The 15,682-nt window shown below is 67.6% G+C and carries 15 protein-coding genes; 3 read left to right on the top strand and 12 right to left on the bottom strand.

The genetic code is table 11. From position 1 onward, the window contains the following. Positions 1-201: a hypothetical protein gene (locus HLH28_RS04820; protein WP_182955315.1), complete on the bottom strand. Its 201-nt coding sequence runs from the start codon at positions 199-201 to the stop codon at positions 1-3. A 355-nt stretch (positions 202-556) separates the two neighbouring features. On the opposite strand from HLH28_RS04820, the gene HLH28_RS04815 reads away from it, so the two are divergent. The 3 genes from HLH28_RS04815 to HLH28_RS04805 all read left to right on the top strand — a co-directional run bounded on the left by HLH28_RS04815 (position 557) and on the right by HLH28_RS04805 (position 4,580). Further along, positions 557-1,156 (top strand): TetR family transcriptional regulator, encoded by a 600-nt coding sequence (locus tag HLH28_RS04815; RefSeq protein WP_182955312.1) that lies wholly within the window; start codon positions 557-559, stop codon positions 1,154-1,156. A 100-nt stretch (positions 1,157-1,256) separates the two neighbouring features. Then, positions 1,257-2,312 carry an alkene reductase gene (locus HLH28_RS04810; protein WP_182955310.1) on the top strand — a complete coding sequence of 352 codons (1,056 nt, stop codon included), beginning with the start codon at positions 1,257-1,259 and terminating at the stop codon, positions 2,310-2,312. A gap of 135 nt (positions 2,313-2,447) precedes the next feature. Continuing rightward, on the top strand, positions 2,448-4,580 hold the full coding sequence (locus HLH28_RS04805) for a M3 family metallopeptidase (protein ID WP_182955307.1): 2,133 nt from the start codon (positions 2,448-2,450) through the stop codon (positions 4,578-4,580). Positions 4,581-4,646: 66 nt separating this feature from the next. Here HLH28_RS04805 and HLH28_RS04800 read toward each other — a convergent pair whose 3' ends face one another. The 11 genes from HLH28_RS04800 to HLH28_RS04750 form a co-directional block, all read right to left on the bottom strand. Then, on the bottom strand, positions 4,647-5,120 hold the full coding sequence (locus HLH28_RS04800; protein WP_182955304.1) for a nuclear transport factor 2 family protein: 474 nt from the start codon (positions 5,118-5,120) through the stop codon (positions 4,647-4,649). Positions 5,121-5,132: 12 nt separating this feature from the next. Next, the gene (locus HLH28_RS04795) at positions 5,133-6,926 is read right to left on the bottom strand and encodes an AMP-binding protein (RefSeq protein WP_182955302.1); all 1,794 of its coding nucleotides are present in this window, start codon (positions 6,924-6,926) and stop codon (positions 5,133-5,135) included. A 123-nt stretch (positions 6,927-7,049) separates the two neighbouring features. Further along, complete coding sequence (locus HLH28_RS04790) at positions 7,050-8,321, bottom strand: MSMEG_0569 family flavin-dependent oxidoreductase (RefSeq protein ID WP_182955299.1); 1,272 nt, start codon at positions 8,319-8,321, stop codon at positions 7,050-7,052. 17 nt (positions 8,322-8,338) lie between these two features. Beyond that, complete coding sequence (locus HLH28_RS04785) at positions 8,339-8,635, bottom strand: MSMEG_0570 family nitrogen starvation response protein (protein ID WP_182955296.1); 297 nt, start codon at positions 8,633-8,635, stop codon at positions 8,339-8,341. Beyond that, positions 8,628-9,773 carry an MSMEG_0565 family glycosyltransferase gene (locus tag HLH28_RS04780; RefSeq protein ID WP_182955294.1) on the bottom strand — a complete coding sequence of 382 codons (1,146 nt, stop codon included), beginning with the start codon at positions 9,771-9,773 and terminating at the stop codon, positions 8,628-8,630. The genes HLH28_RS04785 and HLH28_RS04780 overlap by 8 nt, the downstream gene beginning before the upstream one ends. Beyond that, complete coding sequence (locus HLH28_RS04775; protein ID WP_182955291.1) at positions 9,770-10,744, bottom strand: sll0787 family AIR synthase-like protein; 975 nt, start codon at positions 10,742-10,744, stop codon at positions 9,770-9,772. Before HLH28_RS04775 ends, HLH28_RS04780 begins: the two co-directional genes overlap by 4 nt. Then, positions 10,741-11,298, bottom strand: a complete 558-nt coding sequence (locus HLH28_RS04770) for an MSMEG_0567/Sll0786 family nitrogen starvation N-acetyltransferase (RefSeq protein ID WP_182955288.1) — start codon at positions 11,296-11,298, stop codon at positions 10,741-10,743. Before HLH28_RS04770 ends, HLH28_RS04775 begins: the two co-directional genes overlap by 4 nt. 3 nt (positions 11,299-11,301) lie before the next feature. After that, entirely contained in the window at positions 11,302-12,411 is a 1,110-nt protein-coding gene (locus HLH28_RS04765; RefSeq protein ID WP_182955286.1) for an MSMEG_0568 family radical SAM protein, read from the bottom strand. A gap of 4 nt (positions 12,412-12,415) precedes the next feature. Beyond that, on the bottom strand, positions 12,416-13,393 hold the full coding sequence (locus tag HLH28_RS04760) for a Nit6803 family nitrilase (protein ID WP_182955283.1): 978 nt from the start codon (positions 13,391-13,393) through the stop codon (positions 12,416-12,418). A 22-nt stretch (positions 13,394-13,415) separates the two neighbouring features. Beyond that, entirely contained in the window at positions 13,416-13,898 is a 483-nt protein-coding gene (locus tag HLH28_RS04755; RefSeq protein WP_182955281.1) for an MSMEG_0572/Sll0783 family nitrogen starvation response protein, read from the bottom strand. A 319-nt stretch (positions 13,899-14,217) separates the two neighbouring features. Continuing rightward, positions 14,218-15,618, bottom strand: coding sequence for an aminotransferase-like domain-containing protein (locus tag HLH28_RS04750; protein WP_182955278.1), 1,401 nt, complete (start codon positions 15,616-15,618; stop codon positions 14,218-14,220). Positions 15,619-15,682: the final 64 nt, after the last annotated feature.

The following is a 15,682-nucleotide window of genomic DNA, read 5'->3' as shown; positions in this document are numbered from 1 at the left end:
TCAGCTCGCGGCCGGCCGCGCCCGGCTGCACTGGAACTGCTGCGCGACCCGCCGGGTCAGCGCGGCCAGGTCCGGCAGGGTTTCGTTATGAAGGGACCGCACGCTGTCATGCGCGGCGTAGAAGCGTCGCGCCGGTCCATCCAGCAGGATGGCGGCGCCAAGGAAAATTCCGTCGATTTCGATGATCGTGGAGGTCTGCATGATCTTCTGCCCTGGATATCCCGCACACCGGCGGGCGTCGCCGGCAGGTTCGCTCCCGGCATGTCAATACGGGACGTGCGGTACGTCCCGGCGTCCGCAGCGCATCGCGCTACATCGTTGCCAGCCCCACATTCGCCGCATCATCGACAGTCCCCTTCGATACCCCGACAACCCATAGCACGATCAGCATCATACGATCGGATCTCTACCGGTCGACATAAAACATCATTCAATAGTGCTAATTACATTTACGCACCAGATATGAAAAATTTATCCTCCCTTTTGTGAAACCCGCCGTGGAACGAGCGCTGCATCCCTCTAGACGACCGGTCTAATCAGATGTAGCGTGCCCGGGGTGAACACATCTCCCGCCCCGCAAGACGTTCGGCAGCATATTCTGGACACGGCCCGGCCGATCCTGGGCTGCAAGGGATTTTCCGCCGTCGGACTGACCGAGATCCTGTGCGCCGCCGGCGTGCCCAAGGGATCGTTCTATCATTATTTCGCTTCCAAGGAGGCGTTCGGCGAAGCCCTGCTGGAGCAGTATTTCACGACCGGCCTGGTACAAATCGATGCGATCCTGTCCGACCCGAACGGGAGCGCGGCGGAACGCCTGATGCGCTACTGGCAGGGCTGGCGCGACAGGCATGCCGGCGGCGATGCCTGTGGCCAATGCCTGGCAGTCAAGCTGGGAGCGGAAGTCTGCGACCTGTCGGAAGGCATGCGCGCGATTCTGGAATACGGCACCCGCCAGATCGTGGCCCGGGTTGGGCGGGGTATCGCGGCGGGGGGCGATGACGGTTCCCTGCCACCGGTGGACGATCCCCGGCATCTGGCGATGGTCCTGTACCAGTTATGGCTGGGCGCGACGCTGCTGGCCAAATTCACCCGCAACAGTCAGCCGTTCGACGAGGCGCTGGCGACCACGCGGATCCTGCTGGCCCTGCCCCCCTGACACCCCGCCCCCGACACCAGCGTGAAGCGGCATATCGGCCGCCATCCATTCAAGACGACCGGTCTACTCTATCTGATCCACCCTGTGTAAGGACACCATCATGCCAACCCTGTTCGACCCGTTGACCATCGGCGACCTGATCCTGCCCAACCGCGTCGTCATGGCGCCGCTGACGCGCCTGCGTGCGGGGGATACCCATATCCCGAACGCGCTGATGGCCGATTATTACGTGCAGCGCGCTTCGGCGGGCCTGATCCTGTCGGAAGCGACACCGGTCTCCCCACAGGGCGTCGGCTACCGCGGCGTGCCGGGAATCTGGAGCGTCGAGCAGGTCGCGGGCTGGCGGCAGGTCACGCAGGCCGTGCATCGGGCCGGTGGGCGGATCTTCATGCAGTTGTGGCATGTCGGGCGCATTTCCGACCCCTCCCTGCTGGGCGGCGACCTGCCCGTGGCACCCAGCGCCATCGCCCCCCGGGGTCACGTCAGCCTCCTGCGGCCGGAACGGCCCTTCGTCACCCCCCGCGCGCTGGGCATCGGGGAAATCCCGGGAATCGTCGAGGCGTTTCGGCAGGGCGCGGCGCATGCGCGGCAGGCCGGCTTCGACGGGGTCGAGATCCACGGCGCCAATGGCTACCTGCTGGACCAGTTCCTGCAGGACAGCACCAACCACCGCACAGACCGTTATGGCGGATCGATCGAAAACCGGGCCCGCCTGCTGCTGGAGGTCACGGACGCGGCGATTTCGGTCTGGGGGGGCGGACGCGTCGGCGTGCATCTGGCGCCGCGCTGCGATGCCCATTCCATGGGGGACTCGAACCCCGCCGCGACCTTCGGCCATGTCGCGACCGAACTGGGCCGGCGCCGGATCGCGTTCCTGTGCGCGCGCGAATCCGTCGGGCCGGACAGCCTGGGCCCGCGCCTGAAGGCCGCGTTCGGCGGCCCCTATATCGCGAATGAAGGCTTCACCGGCGCATCGGCCCAGGCGGCGCTGGACGCGGGCTGGGCCGATGCGGCCGCGTTCGGCAAGCCTTTCATCGCCAATCCCGACCTGCCCGCGCGCCTGCGCGACGACGCACCGCTGACCCCGGCCGATCCCGCGACATTCTACGGCTCCGGCCCCGGGGGATATGTCGATTATCCCGCCCTGTCCCGATAGGGCGCCACATCGGCCATTCCGGACACGGGTGGTTTTTTGCCCTTCCTTCGGCCATGCTGCCGCCGCCCGGGCGGTTCGGGGTACATCAGGTTCCCCGAACCGCCCAGCGGGGAAACACCGCAGAAGGAAAAATGAATGAACCGCGCCGTCTGGCTTCGTACTGCCGCCATCGTCACCTGCCTGGCCGGCTGGTCCACCGCGCCCGCGCCGTCCCGGGCCGCCGCCAATCCCTTCCTGGCCACCAGCACGCTGCCGTTTCAGGCCCCCCGGTTCGACCTGATCCATGACAGCGACTATCAGCCCGCCTTCCTGCTGGGCATGAAGGCGCAGCGGGCCGAAATCCGGGCAATCGCCGCCAACCCCGCCGCGCCGACCTTCGACAATACGATCGTGGCGATGGAACGATCCGGACGGATGCTCGACCGCGTGTCCGAGACCTTCTACGGGGTCTACCAGGCCAATACGAATCCGACGCTGGACAAGGCGCAGGCCGCCATCGCCCCCCTGCTGGCGCAGCATCAGGACGCGATCTATCTCGATCCCGAACTGTTCGCGCGCGTGCAGGCGATCTACGCCACCCGTGCGACCCTGAAGCTGGATCCCGAGCAGGCCCAATTGCTGGAAATCTATCACCAGCAATTCGTCCATGCCGGCGCCCAGCTGCCCGACAGGGACAAGGCCACGCTGCGGCGCCTGAATACGCGCCTGTCGACGCTGGAGACCGTCTTCCAGCAAAAATTGCTGACCGCGACCAAGGCCGGCGCGCTGGTGGTGTCGGACAAGACGGCGCTGGCCGGGCTGGATACCGCCGCCATCGCCGCCGCGGCGTCGGCCGCGCACGATCGCGGGCTGGCCGGCAAATGGGTCCTGCCGCTGCAGAACACGACGCAGCAGCCGGCGTTGCAGACGCTGGAAAATCGCGACACCCGCAAGGCGCTGTTCACCAACGGATGGCTGCGCGCGGAACGCGGCGACGCCGGCGACACGCGCGCCACCATCGCGGAACTGGCGCAGTTGCGCGCGCAGAAGGCGGCGCTGCTGGGATATCCGGACTATGCGTCCTATGTCCTGTACGACCAGATGGCCCGGACACCGGATGCCGTGCAGCATTTCATCGCCCAGCTGGTCCCCGCGACCCTGGCCGAGCAGAAGCGCGAGGTCGCGGATATTCAGTCCGCCATCCGGAAGGACGGCAAGGATTTCCAGCCCGAACCCTGGGACTGGCAGCTCTATGCCGAACAGGTGCGCAAGGCGCAGTACGATCTCGACCAGGATCAGGTGAAGCCGTATTTCGAACTCGACACTGTCCTGCGCGACGGCGTGTTCTTCGCCGCCAACCAGCTCTATGGAATTTCGTTCAAGGAACGGAAGGACATTCCCGTCTACAATCCGGATATCCGGGTGTTCGAGGTCTCGGACAAGGACGGGTCGCCGCTGGCACTGATCTATTTCGATTATTTCAAGCGCGACAACAAGAACGGTGGCGCGTGGATGTCCAACTTCGTCGGGCAGTCCCATCTGCTGGGCACGAAGCCGGTCGTCTATAATGTCGCCAACTTCACCAAGCCGGCACCGGGCCAGCCCGCGCTGATCAGCTTCGAGGACGTCACGACGATGTTCCACGAATTCGGTCACGCATTGCATGGCATGTTCGCCGACCAGACCTATCCGACCCTGTCCGGCACGGCGGTCGCGCGCGACTTCGTCGAATTTCCGTCGCAGTTCAACGAACATTGGGCGCTGGATCCGACCGTCTTCGCGCATTACGCAAAGCATTACCAGACCGGCGCGCCCATGCCCCAGGTCCTGGTCGACAAGATCAAGAAGGCCGCGCGTTTCAACCAGGGCTATGCGCTGGGCGAAATCATCACCGCCGCCAAGCTGGACATGGACTGGCACATGATCAAGCCCGGCACGCCGCGCCAGGACGTCGACTGGTTCGAAGCCGCGTCGATGGACCGCATGGGCCTCGATACGAAGGACGTGCCCACGCGATATCGATCCAGCTATTTCCTGCATATCTGGGCGAATGGCTATGCGGCCGGATATTATGCCTATCTGTGGACCGAAATGCTGGACGACGCGGCCTTCGCCTGGTTCCGTGCCCATGGTGGCCTGACCCGCGAAAACGGGCAGAGATTCCGCGACATGATCCTCTCGCGCGGGCATACGCAGGATTACGGGCCGATGTTCCGCGCCTTCTACGGCAAGGATCCCGACATCACCCCGATGCTGCGCCATCGCGGACTGATCCCCGGCGACGAATGACGCGCTCCGGCAAGGGCCTTGGCCCTTGCCGGCTTCCTGCGATCCCGGGTCTTGTAATCCCGGGACCTACAGTCCCAGGTCCGACAGGCCCGGATGATCGGCCGGACGCGGCCCTGCGCGGTCCCAGAAGAATTTGCGCTCGTCGTCGCGGATCGGCAGGTCGTTGATGCAGGCGAAGCGCCGGCGCATCAGTCCGTTCGCCTCGAATTCCCAGTTTTCGTTGCCGTAGGACCGGAACCAGTTTCCGGCCGCATCATGCCATTCATAGGCGAAGCGGACGGCCAACCGGTTGTCGGTGAAGGCCCAAAGCTCCTTGACCAGCCGATATTCCAGTTCCGCCTGCCATTTACGGGTCAGGAAGGCGATGATCGCCGAACGGCCCTGGATGAATTCCGACCGGTTCCGCCAGAAACTGTCGGGCGTGTAGACCAGCGACACGCGATGCGGGTCGCAACTGTTCCAGCCATCCTCGGCGCCGCGCACCTTGCGGATCGCGGTCTCGGCCGTAAAGGGCGGCACGGGGAGACGGGTTTCGGACATGCGGTCTTCCTCCTACAGGGCGTGGATGGCCCGGGCTTCGACACGTGGCGGCCCGTCGCGCAACGCCCGGCGGACGATCTTGCCAGAACGCGTGCGCGGCAGGCTGTCGACGAAGACGACGTCCCGCAAACCGGTGAACGGGCCGACCTGCCGGCGCACCAGGGCCACCAATTCCGCACCCAGCCCCGGAACCGTCGCGGCCGGGACCGAGGGCACGACATAGGCCACCGGAATTTCGCCCCGCAGCCCGCTGGGCACCCCCACCACCGCGCATTCGCCCACCATGGGATGGGCCGCGATCGCGTCTTCCAACTGGCCGCTGGCGATGCGCCGGCCGGCGACCTTGATGACGTCGTCCACCCGCGCCGTCAGCCGGACCGTACCGTCCACTTCCAGCGCGCCGACATCGAACGTCCGATAGAATTGCCGGGTGCGGTCCAGGTACCGTGCCGGAAACGCCCCCCCGCCGCGCCAGATCCCCGACAGGCATCCCGGCGGCAGGGGCAGGCGCAGCATAAATTCACCTTCCCGCGCCGGCATCCCGTCGGCGGCACCGACATGCAGGTCGAAACCCGGTCCCGGCCGCGCGGTCAGGTCCGCGTCCCGAAGGCCGAGACAGGGCCCCGCGATGCTCCATCCCGTTTCCGTCTGCCACCAATGGTCCAGGACCGGCCGGCCGAGGCCCTGCTCCGCCCAGGCCAGCAGGTCCGGGTCCGACCGTTCCCCCGCCACGAACACCGCCGCCAGGTCCGGGCCGCCGGACAGCGGGCCGTCGGCCGCCTGCCGACGCATCAGGCGTAGGCTGGTCGGCGTGGTAAACAGAATCCGCACGCGATGCCGGGCGCAGAGCGGCAGGATGGTCCGCGCATCCAGCGGTCCTTCGGCAAACAGGCTGGTGCAGCCGGCAAGCAGCGGCGCATAGACCGCATAGGAATGCCCGACCACCCAGCCCAGGTCGGACGTGGTGAAGAACACCTGACCTGGCGCCATGCCATAGATCAGTTCCATCGACAGGGTCAGCGCCACCGCATGACCCCCATTGTCGCGCACGACCCCCTTGGGCGAACCGGTCGTACCCGAGGTATGCAGAATATAAAGTGGATCCTCGGCCCGCACCGCGACCGGGTCGGCCGGGGCGTGATGTTCCAGCGCGTGGAAATCATGGTCGCGACCGGGCCGCAGCGTGACCGGACAGGCCGGGCGCCGCAGAACCACGCAGGCCGACGGACGATGGGCCGCCAGCGCCAGGGCTTCCTCCAGCAACGGCATGTGGGGCACCATGGTTCGCCCCTGGAACCCGCATGTCGCGGAAATCACGACCTTGGGCGTGGTGTCGTCGATCCGCGCCGCCAGTTCCCGCGCGGCATAGCCCCCGAAGACGACGACATGGATGGCGCCCAGGCGGGCGCAGGCCAGCATGGCGATCACGGTTTCGGGCAGGCTGGGCATGGAGACCAGGACACGGTCCCCTTTCCCGACACCCAGGTCGCGTAGTCCGCCCGCGAACCCCGCAACCCGTGCACGCAGCGTCGCATAGGTCAGGGTTTCAGTCGCCCCGACCGCCTCCCCATGCCAGATCAGGGCGTCTCGGTCCCCATGGCCGGCATCGACATGGCGATCGACAGCGTTGTAGCAGCTGTTCAGCCACCCGCCGGCGAACCAGTCATGCCATCCGTCGGCGCGCCGCGTGGCGGCTCCCTCGGGATGGCGCGTCCAGGCGATATTGCGCGCCGCCGACAGCCAGAACCCGTCGGGATCGGCGCGATACGCCGCCATCATGTCGCGGTGGGTTGTCCAGGGAAACATGATCGGTTCCAATGCGTGTTGCGCCAGCAATCGGGCTTCGCCCGAACCGCCAGGGCCTGAGGCCCTGGACCCCGATCATGGATCAACAGATCGGTTTCAGAGGCCGGTGGTCTCTGGCGGGTTTCAGACCAGGGCCCCGAGGCGGGCCGACGACGCATCGGCGACCGGCACCGGACGCCCGACGATCCTGCCCGCCAGATAGGCCGCATCGCGGGAAATGCCGGAAAACCGTGCCGATCCCCATGTGTGCTGCCAGGGCAGGCCCAGGAACGCCAGGCCGGGCTGTTCCGTCTCGCCCCGATGCCAGACCGGCTGCCCCCGCCCGTTGAACACCGGCACGTCGATCCAGCGATAATCGGGCCGAAAGCCGATGCACCAGATGATGCTGGTGATGCCCGCCGCCTTCAGGTCCAGCGACGCATTTCCCCCGTCCGGCGTCCAGACCGGCACATAGGGCGCCTCCGTCGGCGCCGTGATGCCCTCGCGGGCGATATAGGCGTCGATCGACGCCTTGATGTTCGCATTGGTCCGGTCGGCGTCGTCCAGGTTTTCAGCCAGGTCGTTTCCGAAACATGCGACATCGTCACGAATGTTCTTCAGGCTGCCGTGCAGGTCGACACCTTCAAGGGCGAACTGGCGCAGATCCAGATCGTGGCCGCCATTGCGGCCGGTGACGTAATGGTTCGTCTTGTCCCGCGCCCCGTCGCGCAACGGATGCCGGTCGACGGTGAGGTCGTAGAATTTCATGTCGGCAAGCCAGTCGACCACGTCGCGCGCCCGATAGAAACGCGAGACCCGCGGCGCGTTGCCGACGCACAGATGCACCTTGCGTCCCGCCAGATGCAGATCCTCGACGATCTGCGCGCCCGACTGCCCGCTGCCGACGACCAGCACCGCGCCCTCGGGCAGGGCGTGCGGATTGCGATAGGCCTGGGAATGTATTTGCGTAATCGCCGGATCGATGGCGCTGGCATATCCGGGAATGACCGCCTCGCCATAGGCGCCGGTCGCGATCACGACGTGCGCGGCCACATAGACGCCATCGGTCGTTTCCACCCGATAGCCCCCGTCCGCACGGCTGACGTCGGTCACGCGCACGCCGCACCGCAGCGGCGGATCGAAGGATTTCACGAAGCCCTGCACGTACTCCACGATTTCCTGCTTGACCATGAAGCCGTGCGGATCGTCACCCCGGTAGGGGTGGCCCGGCAGGTCGCATTGCCAGTTGGGCGTCACCAGCGAAAAACTGTCCCAGCGTTCGTCTTCCCAGGCATGGCAGGCGGTCCTGGCCTCCAGCACCACATGGGCCACGTCCAGGCGGCAGAGATACCAGCTGAGCGACAGGCCCGCCTGTCCGCCGCCCACGATCACCACGGGGCATTTCGTTTCTGTCATGATGGAGTCTCCTGCTGTCAGGATGAATGTTGATCGAATCCCACGACATGAATCCGCGCGCCGGGCGCCTCCGCGAAGGCGGCGCATCGGCGCTCGATCTCGTCCAGTTGCGCCAGCGCACGGCTGCAGGGGAAACCGTACCGGGCCTGCACCCGTGCGCTGGCCTCGGTGAGGGCCGCACGACTGCGGGCCAGGAAGTCCGGCACGCGATAGGATTGCCCGCACGCCAGATGGTCGGCGACGACCAGCGACGGCGAATAGCACCGGCTTTCCGCACCGTCCGGCCATCGGACGTGAAACAGCATTTCAGGCATCGACGGCGGCCTTTCGGGACAGGCGGTCATAGGCGGGGTGATGCGCGGCGGCGACGGTCGCCCAGGTGAAGCGGCCGGCGATCTCCGGCCCCCGCGCGCGAAACGTCCGCCGCGTTCCGGCCTCCAGCGCGCGGCCGATGGCCCCGTGCAGGCCATCGGCGTCGCCGGGGCCGCACCACAGGGCGTCGTCGGCCCGCAGATGTTCGCTGAACGGCGCCTGGCGCGGCAGCACGACGGGAATGCCGCAGGCCAGGGCTTCCAGCGGGCAGAGGCCGAACCCTTCGCTCACCGACGGATAGGCCAGGACATGTGCTGCGCGGTACAGCGCCGGCATGGCATCGTCGGCGATCACTCCGGCCAGAGTCACCCAGCCGGCCCCGCCGGCGGTCCGCACCCGCGCGTCGAAGGCGGCGCGATAGGCCCCATGGTCCAGCAGCGTCGCGCCACCCGCGATCACCAGATGCAGGCGCGGCCAGTCGCTCCGCAACGCCAGGCAGGCATCGAACAGGGCGATGGTGTTCTTGCGTGCCTCCACCCCGCCCACGGCCAGCACGATGACGGCGTCCTCGTCCAGCCCCAATGCGCGGCGGATTCCGTCGTCATGGCCATCGGCATAGGACGCGTACCGCCGGGTATCGACGCCATTGCCGACGACCTCGACGTCGCGTCCATAGCGATCGCGCAGCGCGACCCGCCACATGTCGCTGACGCACAGTACTTCCGTCGCCGCGCGGACACCCCGGTCCTGCCGTGCCGCCAGGCGCGCATCGTCGAACCGGTCCAGGTGATGCACCGTCCGGACGAAGCCCGGCAGCGCCCCCTCGGCGACCAGGTCGGCCAGCGCGTTCGCGCCGATCGGATCCTGCGCGTGGACGATATCCAGCCGCAGTCCCCGCACGGCGTCGCGGATCTCGACGATCCGCCGTTCGACCATCGACGCGACGTCGGCCGCGGGCCGCGCGGGGATGCAGATCACCGGGCAGGCAGGCTGGCGAAAAAAACCGCTCCCCGCGACGTCCGGCGCGATCAGGGTGACATCGTCGCCTGCCGCGCACAGGGCCTCGGCCAGGTGCATGGCATGCACGACGCCGCCGCGCGGATTGGTGGAATGCGCCACGATGCCGATCCGCCGCGTCATGGCGCGCATCCCATCAGGGGCGCATGCGCCAGGTCCCAGACCGTCTCGCGCACCCCGTCCCGGATCAGGTCGAGGTGCGTCCCGTCCTGGCAGGTGCCGATGGCCGACGCCGCGATGCCGCGCGCGGCGAAGCGGGCCAGGACGGCGGGCACGTCGTCCGGTCGCGCGGTCAGCAGGAAACCATAGCTGGGGAAAGCCGCCAGCCACCGCCCCATGTCCACGCCCGGCGGCGCGGGAAGGACGCCAAGGTCTATGGTGATGCCGATGCGCGAGCATTCGGCCAGCATCAGGGCCGTGCCGACCAGGCCGGCCATGCTGATATCCTTGGCGGCGCGGCTCAGCCCGTCCTCGGCGATGCCGGGCAGGATATCCAGGTCCCCGCGCAGGCGCCCGGCCGCCTCCGTGCCGCACAGCGCGGAACTGGCATCCCAGAACGGGTGCGGATCGTGCCAGCGGCCGCGCAGGTCGATGGCCGCGACCAGCACCTCGCCGGGGCGGGCGTCGAAGCTGGTCAGCAGGCGGCGGGCACGGCCCAGGATGGCGACCGACAGGGCCTGCTGGCCGGCGCGCAGATTGGTATGCCCGCCCAGCACCGGGATGCCGTAGGTGCGCGCGCCATCGGCCAGCCCTTGCAGGATCGGCGCCGCCTGGTCGCCATCCCGGCTCCACAGCGCGTCGACCACGGCGATGGGCCGGCCGCCCATCGCCGCCACGTCGCCGGCATTGACCATGACGCCGCAATAGCCCGCGAACCAGGGCATGGACTGCACGAACCCGTCCTGGAACCCTTCGGTGGCGAACAGCAGGAAGCCGTCGCCATCCGGAATGGCGGCGCAATCATCCCCAAGGCGCGGCGCCCCGTCGGCGGGAAGCCCCAGGCGTGCCACGACCCCGGCGATGTCGTGCTTGCCCGCCAGCGCCTGCCCCTCGCGGATCTGGCGGGCCAGTGCCGCGAGGTCGGGGACCGTCATGCCCGCCTCCGCGCCGCGCGCTGCGGCCGCAGCAGCCAGGTCTGCTCGCATCCATGGGGCAGGTACTGCGCCAGGTCGGCCTCCATCACATGGTGCGGCAGGCCGTGCAGGGCGATCTCCTCCAGGCTATGCCAGTGCAGGCGTCGGAAGAACGGCACGTTCTGCGCCTGCACCTGCGCCAGGAAGCGCGTGGCGCCCAGCCCGTGCGCGGTGCAGACGGCCATGCGGATCAGCTCGCCGCCGATGCGGCCCAGCCGCCGATGGTCCGCATGCACCGCCAGCCGCGACCCGCGCCACAAGCCCGGTTCCGATTCATGGATCCGCACCGCGCCCACCACCTGTTCGGGCATGCCCGCGACGCAGCAGGCGGCGACGATGGGGATCGCGACATCGTCGACCGCGTCGCGATCGTCGGTCGCAAAGACGCGCTGTTCCTGGCAGAAGACCGCCCGCCGCAGGGCGAAATGCCCCGCCCGCTCCCAGCGCGTGCGCGCCAGCCGGACGATATATTCGCTGGGCGCGAAAGGCGGGGCGTCGAACCGGTCGCTTTCCATCGCTCAATCCTCGTAGGCGGACAGCGAGGAACAGGCGCCGCATCGGCCGCACCCCGCCTTGATCGCGGAAGACCGCATGTCCGCGGCGCGCAGCATGCGGCCCAGCGGGGCCAGCACCGCGCGCATGAAATCCGGCGTCGGCGCCGGGTGATGTTCCAGCGGGGTGCCGGAAATCGGCACGAACGGAACGACGAACGGATAGACGCCAAGCGCGATCAGCCGTTCGGCCAGCGCCAGGATCTGCTCCGCCGTGTCGCCCAGCCCGGCGAGGATGTAGGTGTTCACCTGCCCGCGTCCGAAGACCGGCACGGCCTCGGCGAAGGCGTCCATGTAACGATCGACGCTGACGGTCGCCTTGCCCGGCATGATCCGCGCCCGCACGTCCTGGGTCGCGGCTTCCAGATGCATGCCCAGGCTGGCGGCCCCGGCCGCGCGCAGGCGGGCAAACCAGGCATGGTCGCGCGGTGGTTCGCATTGCACCTGAATGGGCAGGTCAACCGCCGCCCTGATCGCCGCCGTACTGTCCGCCAGGACCGCGGCACCGCGATCGACCGCGTTGGGCGTGCCGGTCGTCAGCACCATGTCCCGCACGCCGTCCAGTTCGACGGCCGCGCGTGCGACCTCGGCCAGGTGCTGCGGCGTCTTGTAGGCAATGGTACGGCCGGCCTCCAGCGACTGGCCGATGGCGCAGAACTGGCACGACGTGCGCCGGTCGGCATAGCGGATGCAGGTCTGGTGCACCGTGGTCGCCAGCGTATCCCGCCCGTGCAACAAGGCAATTTTCCAATAGGGAATGCCGTCCGCCGTCTGCAGGCCATAGAAACGCGGCGGCGTCGGAAAGCGGATAGTGCCGACCGGCCGGCCCTCGTGCCGCAACACGCTCGCCCCCCGCGCGTCGGGCGGATCGGCCAGGAAGGGCGAGCGACGCGCACCCATCGTGTAGATCGGCACCATGACGGTCTGGCCGGCGATTGTCACCGCCCTGTGGTCCGACGGACCGGCGCCCCCCTTGCGGACGACGGCGTCGCCGCTGCCGGCGAATTGCAGACCCAGCGATTGAAGGTCGGTGATCAACCGGCGGCTGTCCGTCGGCGCGGCGGCGGGGATCGGCATCGTCTTATGTCCTGTCGTGAAGACTGTCGGGTTCCACCGCCTCGGGCGGGTCGTCCCGGTACTGGACCGTCCGCGCCGGACGGCGGTCGTGCAGCAGGCTCAACAATTCGGGACGCGCGTAATGACCGACCGAATCCATCATCCGCTTGCGCTTGGTGATCAGGCCGAAATCGAGGTCGGCCAGCACCAGTCCTTCGCCCTCGCACAGGGGTTCCGCCAGCAATTTTCCTTCCGGCGAGACGATCGCGGTGAAGCAGCCGCCGCGCAGCGGGCCTTCCAGCGCCGGGTCGCCGGCGATGTCAGAAATCTGCCCGTCGGACAGCCACCCCGTCGCATTGATGACGAAACATCCCGATTCCAGCGCATGATGTCGGATCGTCACCTCCATCTGGTCGGCGAAGACCTGTCCCACCAGCGATCCGGGAAACTGCGCGCAATGGATTTCCTCATGCTGGGTCATCAGCGCGTAGCGGGCCAGCGGGTTGTAATGCTCCCAGCAGGCCAGCGCACCGATCCGTCCGGCGGCACTGTCCACCACCTTCAGGCCGGCGCCGTCGCCTTGCCCCCAGACCATGCGTTCGTGATAGGTCGGCGTGATCTTGCGCCGTTTCAGGATCAGCTCGCCCGTCGCGTCGAAGACCAGCTGCGTGTTGTACAGCGTGCCGCAATCGCGTTCGTTGACGCCCAGCACGACGACCATCCCGGCCGCCCGTGCCGCGGCGCCCACCATCTCGGTCACCGGGCCGGGCACGACGACCGCGCGGTCGTACAGCGCCAGGTGCTCCGCCCCCATCCGGAACGCCGGACGGATGAACGAGAAATAGGGATAGTACGGCACGATGGTTTCGGGAAAGACGATGATCTGCACGCCCTGCCGTGCGGCGTCCGCGATGGTGCGGCAGATTTTCTCGGCGGTGCCCAGCCCCGTCTCGTCGAAGACGGGGGCGATCTGCGCCGCCGCCGCCCGGATCATGCGGTTCATCGTCCCCTCCCGCGCCCCAGGTTCAGACCGTCCAGGTATCGAGGATGAAGGCGTTGTCCCGCCGCGCCAGCAGGATAAGGTCCAGCACGTCCTGCGGGTTGATCGGCGTGATGCCCGGGATCAGCGACTGCTCGCCATGGCCGTACAGCGCCTGCAGGGCAAAGCGGCAGGCATAGACCTTGCCGCCTTCTTCAAGGATCTTCACGATCTGTCGGTTGGCGTTCATATGGCCGGGAAAGGCCTCGTCCCCCAGCCGGGGAAAGCCGCGCTGCACGCCTAGCGTCACGCCGGGACCATACAACAGCACCGACGTGTCGAACCCCTTGCGGATCAGGCGCGTCGCCTGCAACAGGTTGACGAAGCCGATCGAGCCTTCGAACGCGACGGTATGAAAGGTGACCAGTGCCTTCTCGCCCGGCTGGGCCTTTACGTCCTCGAAGACCTTGTTTTCGTAATCGACGAAGACGTCACCGTTCTTGTGCGGGGCATGTTCGACCTTGGGCATCGGGATTCTCCTGCCAGGGCACGGCACCGGGCCGTGACCGTATGAACTGACAGGAGGAGTCGTGACATACAATCACGACAATCCTCAAGAGTCGTATCCGGACGAAACTGCATACAAAACCATACAATTTTCCCATGCCGGGCGGAACACCGCCATTCATCCCCCGACATTTCTTCGGCCGCCCCCATGCAATGCCGACAGCATCCCCCCAAACCACCGAAAACGCGGATGTTTTTCGCCGACGCGAAAAAACGAATAATGTCCATATTGTCGGTGCATGGGCGAACAGACCGGGCCGAACAGCCCTGAAGCAGGCCGGTCAGACGATATCGGTGTAGCCCGGCGAGCGCTTGTGCTGCAGCACCGAGACGACGCCATGCAGCGACGCCTCCAGACTGTCGAGGGTCGGGGCGCTGCCCAGCGCGATCCGCACGCGTTGCGCAGGTTCGCCCTCGACGGTGAAGACGGTGCTGGGCACCAGCCCCAGCCCCTGGCGACGCGCGTAGGACACGAAATCCACGCTGCCCCACCAGTCCGGCAGCTTCAGCCAGACATGCGGGCCGTCGGGGTGCATGCAGTGCCCGTCGCCCAGGATCGCACGCGCCGCCGCCTGGCGCAGGCGCAACTCCGTGCGGATGGCCTGCACGATCGCCTGGGCCTGGCCGTCCTGCATCCAGCGCGCGACCAGGCTGGTCATCAGGCCCGAACAGGTCAGGGAAATCGCCCGGACTGCCGAACTCATACGCTGGACCGCGTCCTGCGGGGCGACCAGGAACGCCAGCCGCAGGCCAGGCGACAGCACCTTCGCCAGGGTCGAGACGTAGAAGACACGCGACGGGTCCAGCGCCGCCAGCGCCGGCGGCGGCTGATCCAGCAGCAGGCTGTAGGGGTCGTCCTCCAGGATCTGGACGTTATGGGCCTTCGCAACCGCCAGGATGGCCTCGCGCCGCACCAGCGACATGGTGGCGGTGGTCGGGTTCTGGATGGTGGGCGTGCAGTAGATCATGCGCGGCCGATGCTGGCGGCAGGCCCGGTCCAGCAGGTCTGGCACCATCCCCTCCCGGTCGCTGTCCACCCCCGCCAGCAGCAGCCCGAACTGGGCCGCCAGCGTGCGGATGCCGGGATAGGTGAAGCGATCGGTCACGATCACGTCGCCCGGTGCCGCCAGGGTCGAGACCACGGCGCTCATCGCGCTCTGCGCCCCGGGCACCACCAGGATCTCGTCCGCCGGGCGCGCGCCCAGCATCGGCTTCATCCAGCCGGCGCCCAGTTGCCGTTCCTCGCTGGTGCCGCCGGTCACGCGGTAGGACAGCAGGGCGTGCAGATCCTGCCGGCGCAGAATGCGGCTGATATCGTTCTGGATCAGTTGTTGCAGCGACGGGTTCTCGGGGATCGGCGGCAGGTTCATGGTCAGGTCGACCACTGCGCGTCCGGCATTGCGCCAGCGCGTCTCGGTCGCGCCGACGCGCACGAACGTCCCCCGCCCGACCGTCGCCTCGATCAGGCCGCGCCGCCGGGCCTCGGCGAAGGCGCGCGTGACGGTCGTAAGGTCCGTGCCCAGCGCCTTGGCCACGGCCCGCTGCGGCGGCAGCCGGTCGCCCTCGTGGATTTCGTCCCGGCGGATGGAGTCCGCCAGCGCCTCGACGATCGACAGGTAGAGGGGGCCGGCATTGCGGTCGATATACTGCTTCCAGCCAGGCATCAGGTCAGCGGCGGACATTCGGTTCTCGGGTCTGTTGCACGGTCGTGATACTGACAATTCGTCAACATATCCATACAATTAA

Source organism: Gluconacetobacter tumulisoli (assembly GCF_014174155.1).
Lineage (GTDB): Bacteria > Pseudomonadota > Alphaproteobacteria > Acetobacterales > Acetobacteraceae > Gluconacetobacter > Gluconacetobacter tumulisoli.
This window is presented reverse-complemented; position numbering and strand designations above follow the sequence as displayed.

Coding starts and splice junctions, on each gene's coding strand:
- HLH28_RS04820 (WP_182955315.1), bottom strand. CDS start 201: ATGCAGACCTCCACGATCATCGAAATCGACGGAATTTTCCTTGGCGCC.
- HLH28_RS04810 (WP_182955310.1), top strand. CDS start 1,257: ATGCCAACCCTGTTCGACCCGTTGACCATCGGCGACCTGATCCTGCCC.
- HLH28_RS04805 (WP_182955307.1), top strand. CDS start 2,448: ATGAACCGCGCCGTCTGGCTTCGTACTGCCGCCATCGTCACCTGCCTG.
- HLH28_RS04800 (WP_182955304.1), bottom strand. CDS start 5,120: ATGTCCGAAACCCGTCTCCCCGTGCCGCCCTTTACGGCCGAGACCGCG.
- HLH28_RS04795 (WP_182955302.1), bottom strand. CDS start 6,926: ATGTTTCCCTGGACAACCCACCGCGACATGATGGCGGCGTATCGCGCC.
- HLH28_RS04790 (WP_182955299.1), bottom strand. CDS start 8,321: ATGACAGAAACGAAATGCCCCGTGGTGATCGTGGGCGGCGGACAGGCG.
- HLH28_RS04785 (WP_182955296.1), bottom strand. CDS start 8,635: ATGCCTGAAATGCTGTTTCACGTCCGATGGCCGGACGGTGCGGAAAGC.
- HLH28_RS04780 (WP_182955294.1), bottom strand. CDS start 9,773: ATGACGCGGCGGATCGGCATCGTGGCGCATTCCACCAATCCGCGCGGC.
- HLH28_RS04775 (WP_182955291.1), bottom strand. CDS start 10,744: ATGACGGTCCCCGACCTCGCGGCACTGGCCCGCCAGATCCGCGAGGGG.
- HLH28_RS04770 (WP_182955288.1), bottom strand. CDS start 11,298: ATGGAAAGCGACCGGTTCGACGCCCCGCCTTTCGCGCCCAGCGAATAT.
- HLH28_RS04765 (WP_182955286.1), bottom strand. CDS start 12,411: ATGCCGATCCCCGCCGCCGCGCCGACGGACAGCCGCCGGTTGATCACC.
- HLH28_RS04760 (WP_182955283.1), bottom strand. CDS start 13,393: ATGAACCGCATGATCCGGGCGGCGGCGGCGCAGATCGCCCCCGTCTTC.
- HLH28_RS04755 (WP_182955281.1), bottom strand. CDS start 13,898: ATGCCCAAGGTCGAACATGCCCCGCACAAGAACGGTGACGTCTTCGTC.
- HLH28_RS04750 (WP_182955278.1), bottom strand. CDS start 15,618: ATGTCCGCCGCTGACCTGATGCCTGGCTGGAAGCAGTATATCGACCGC.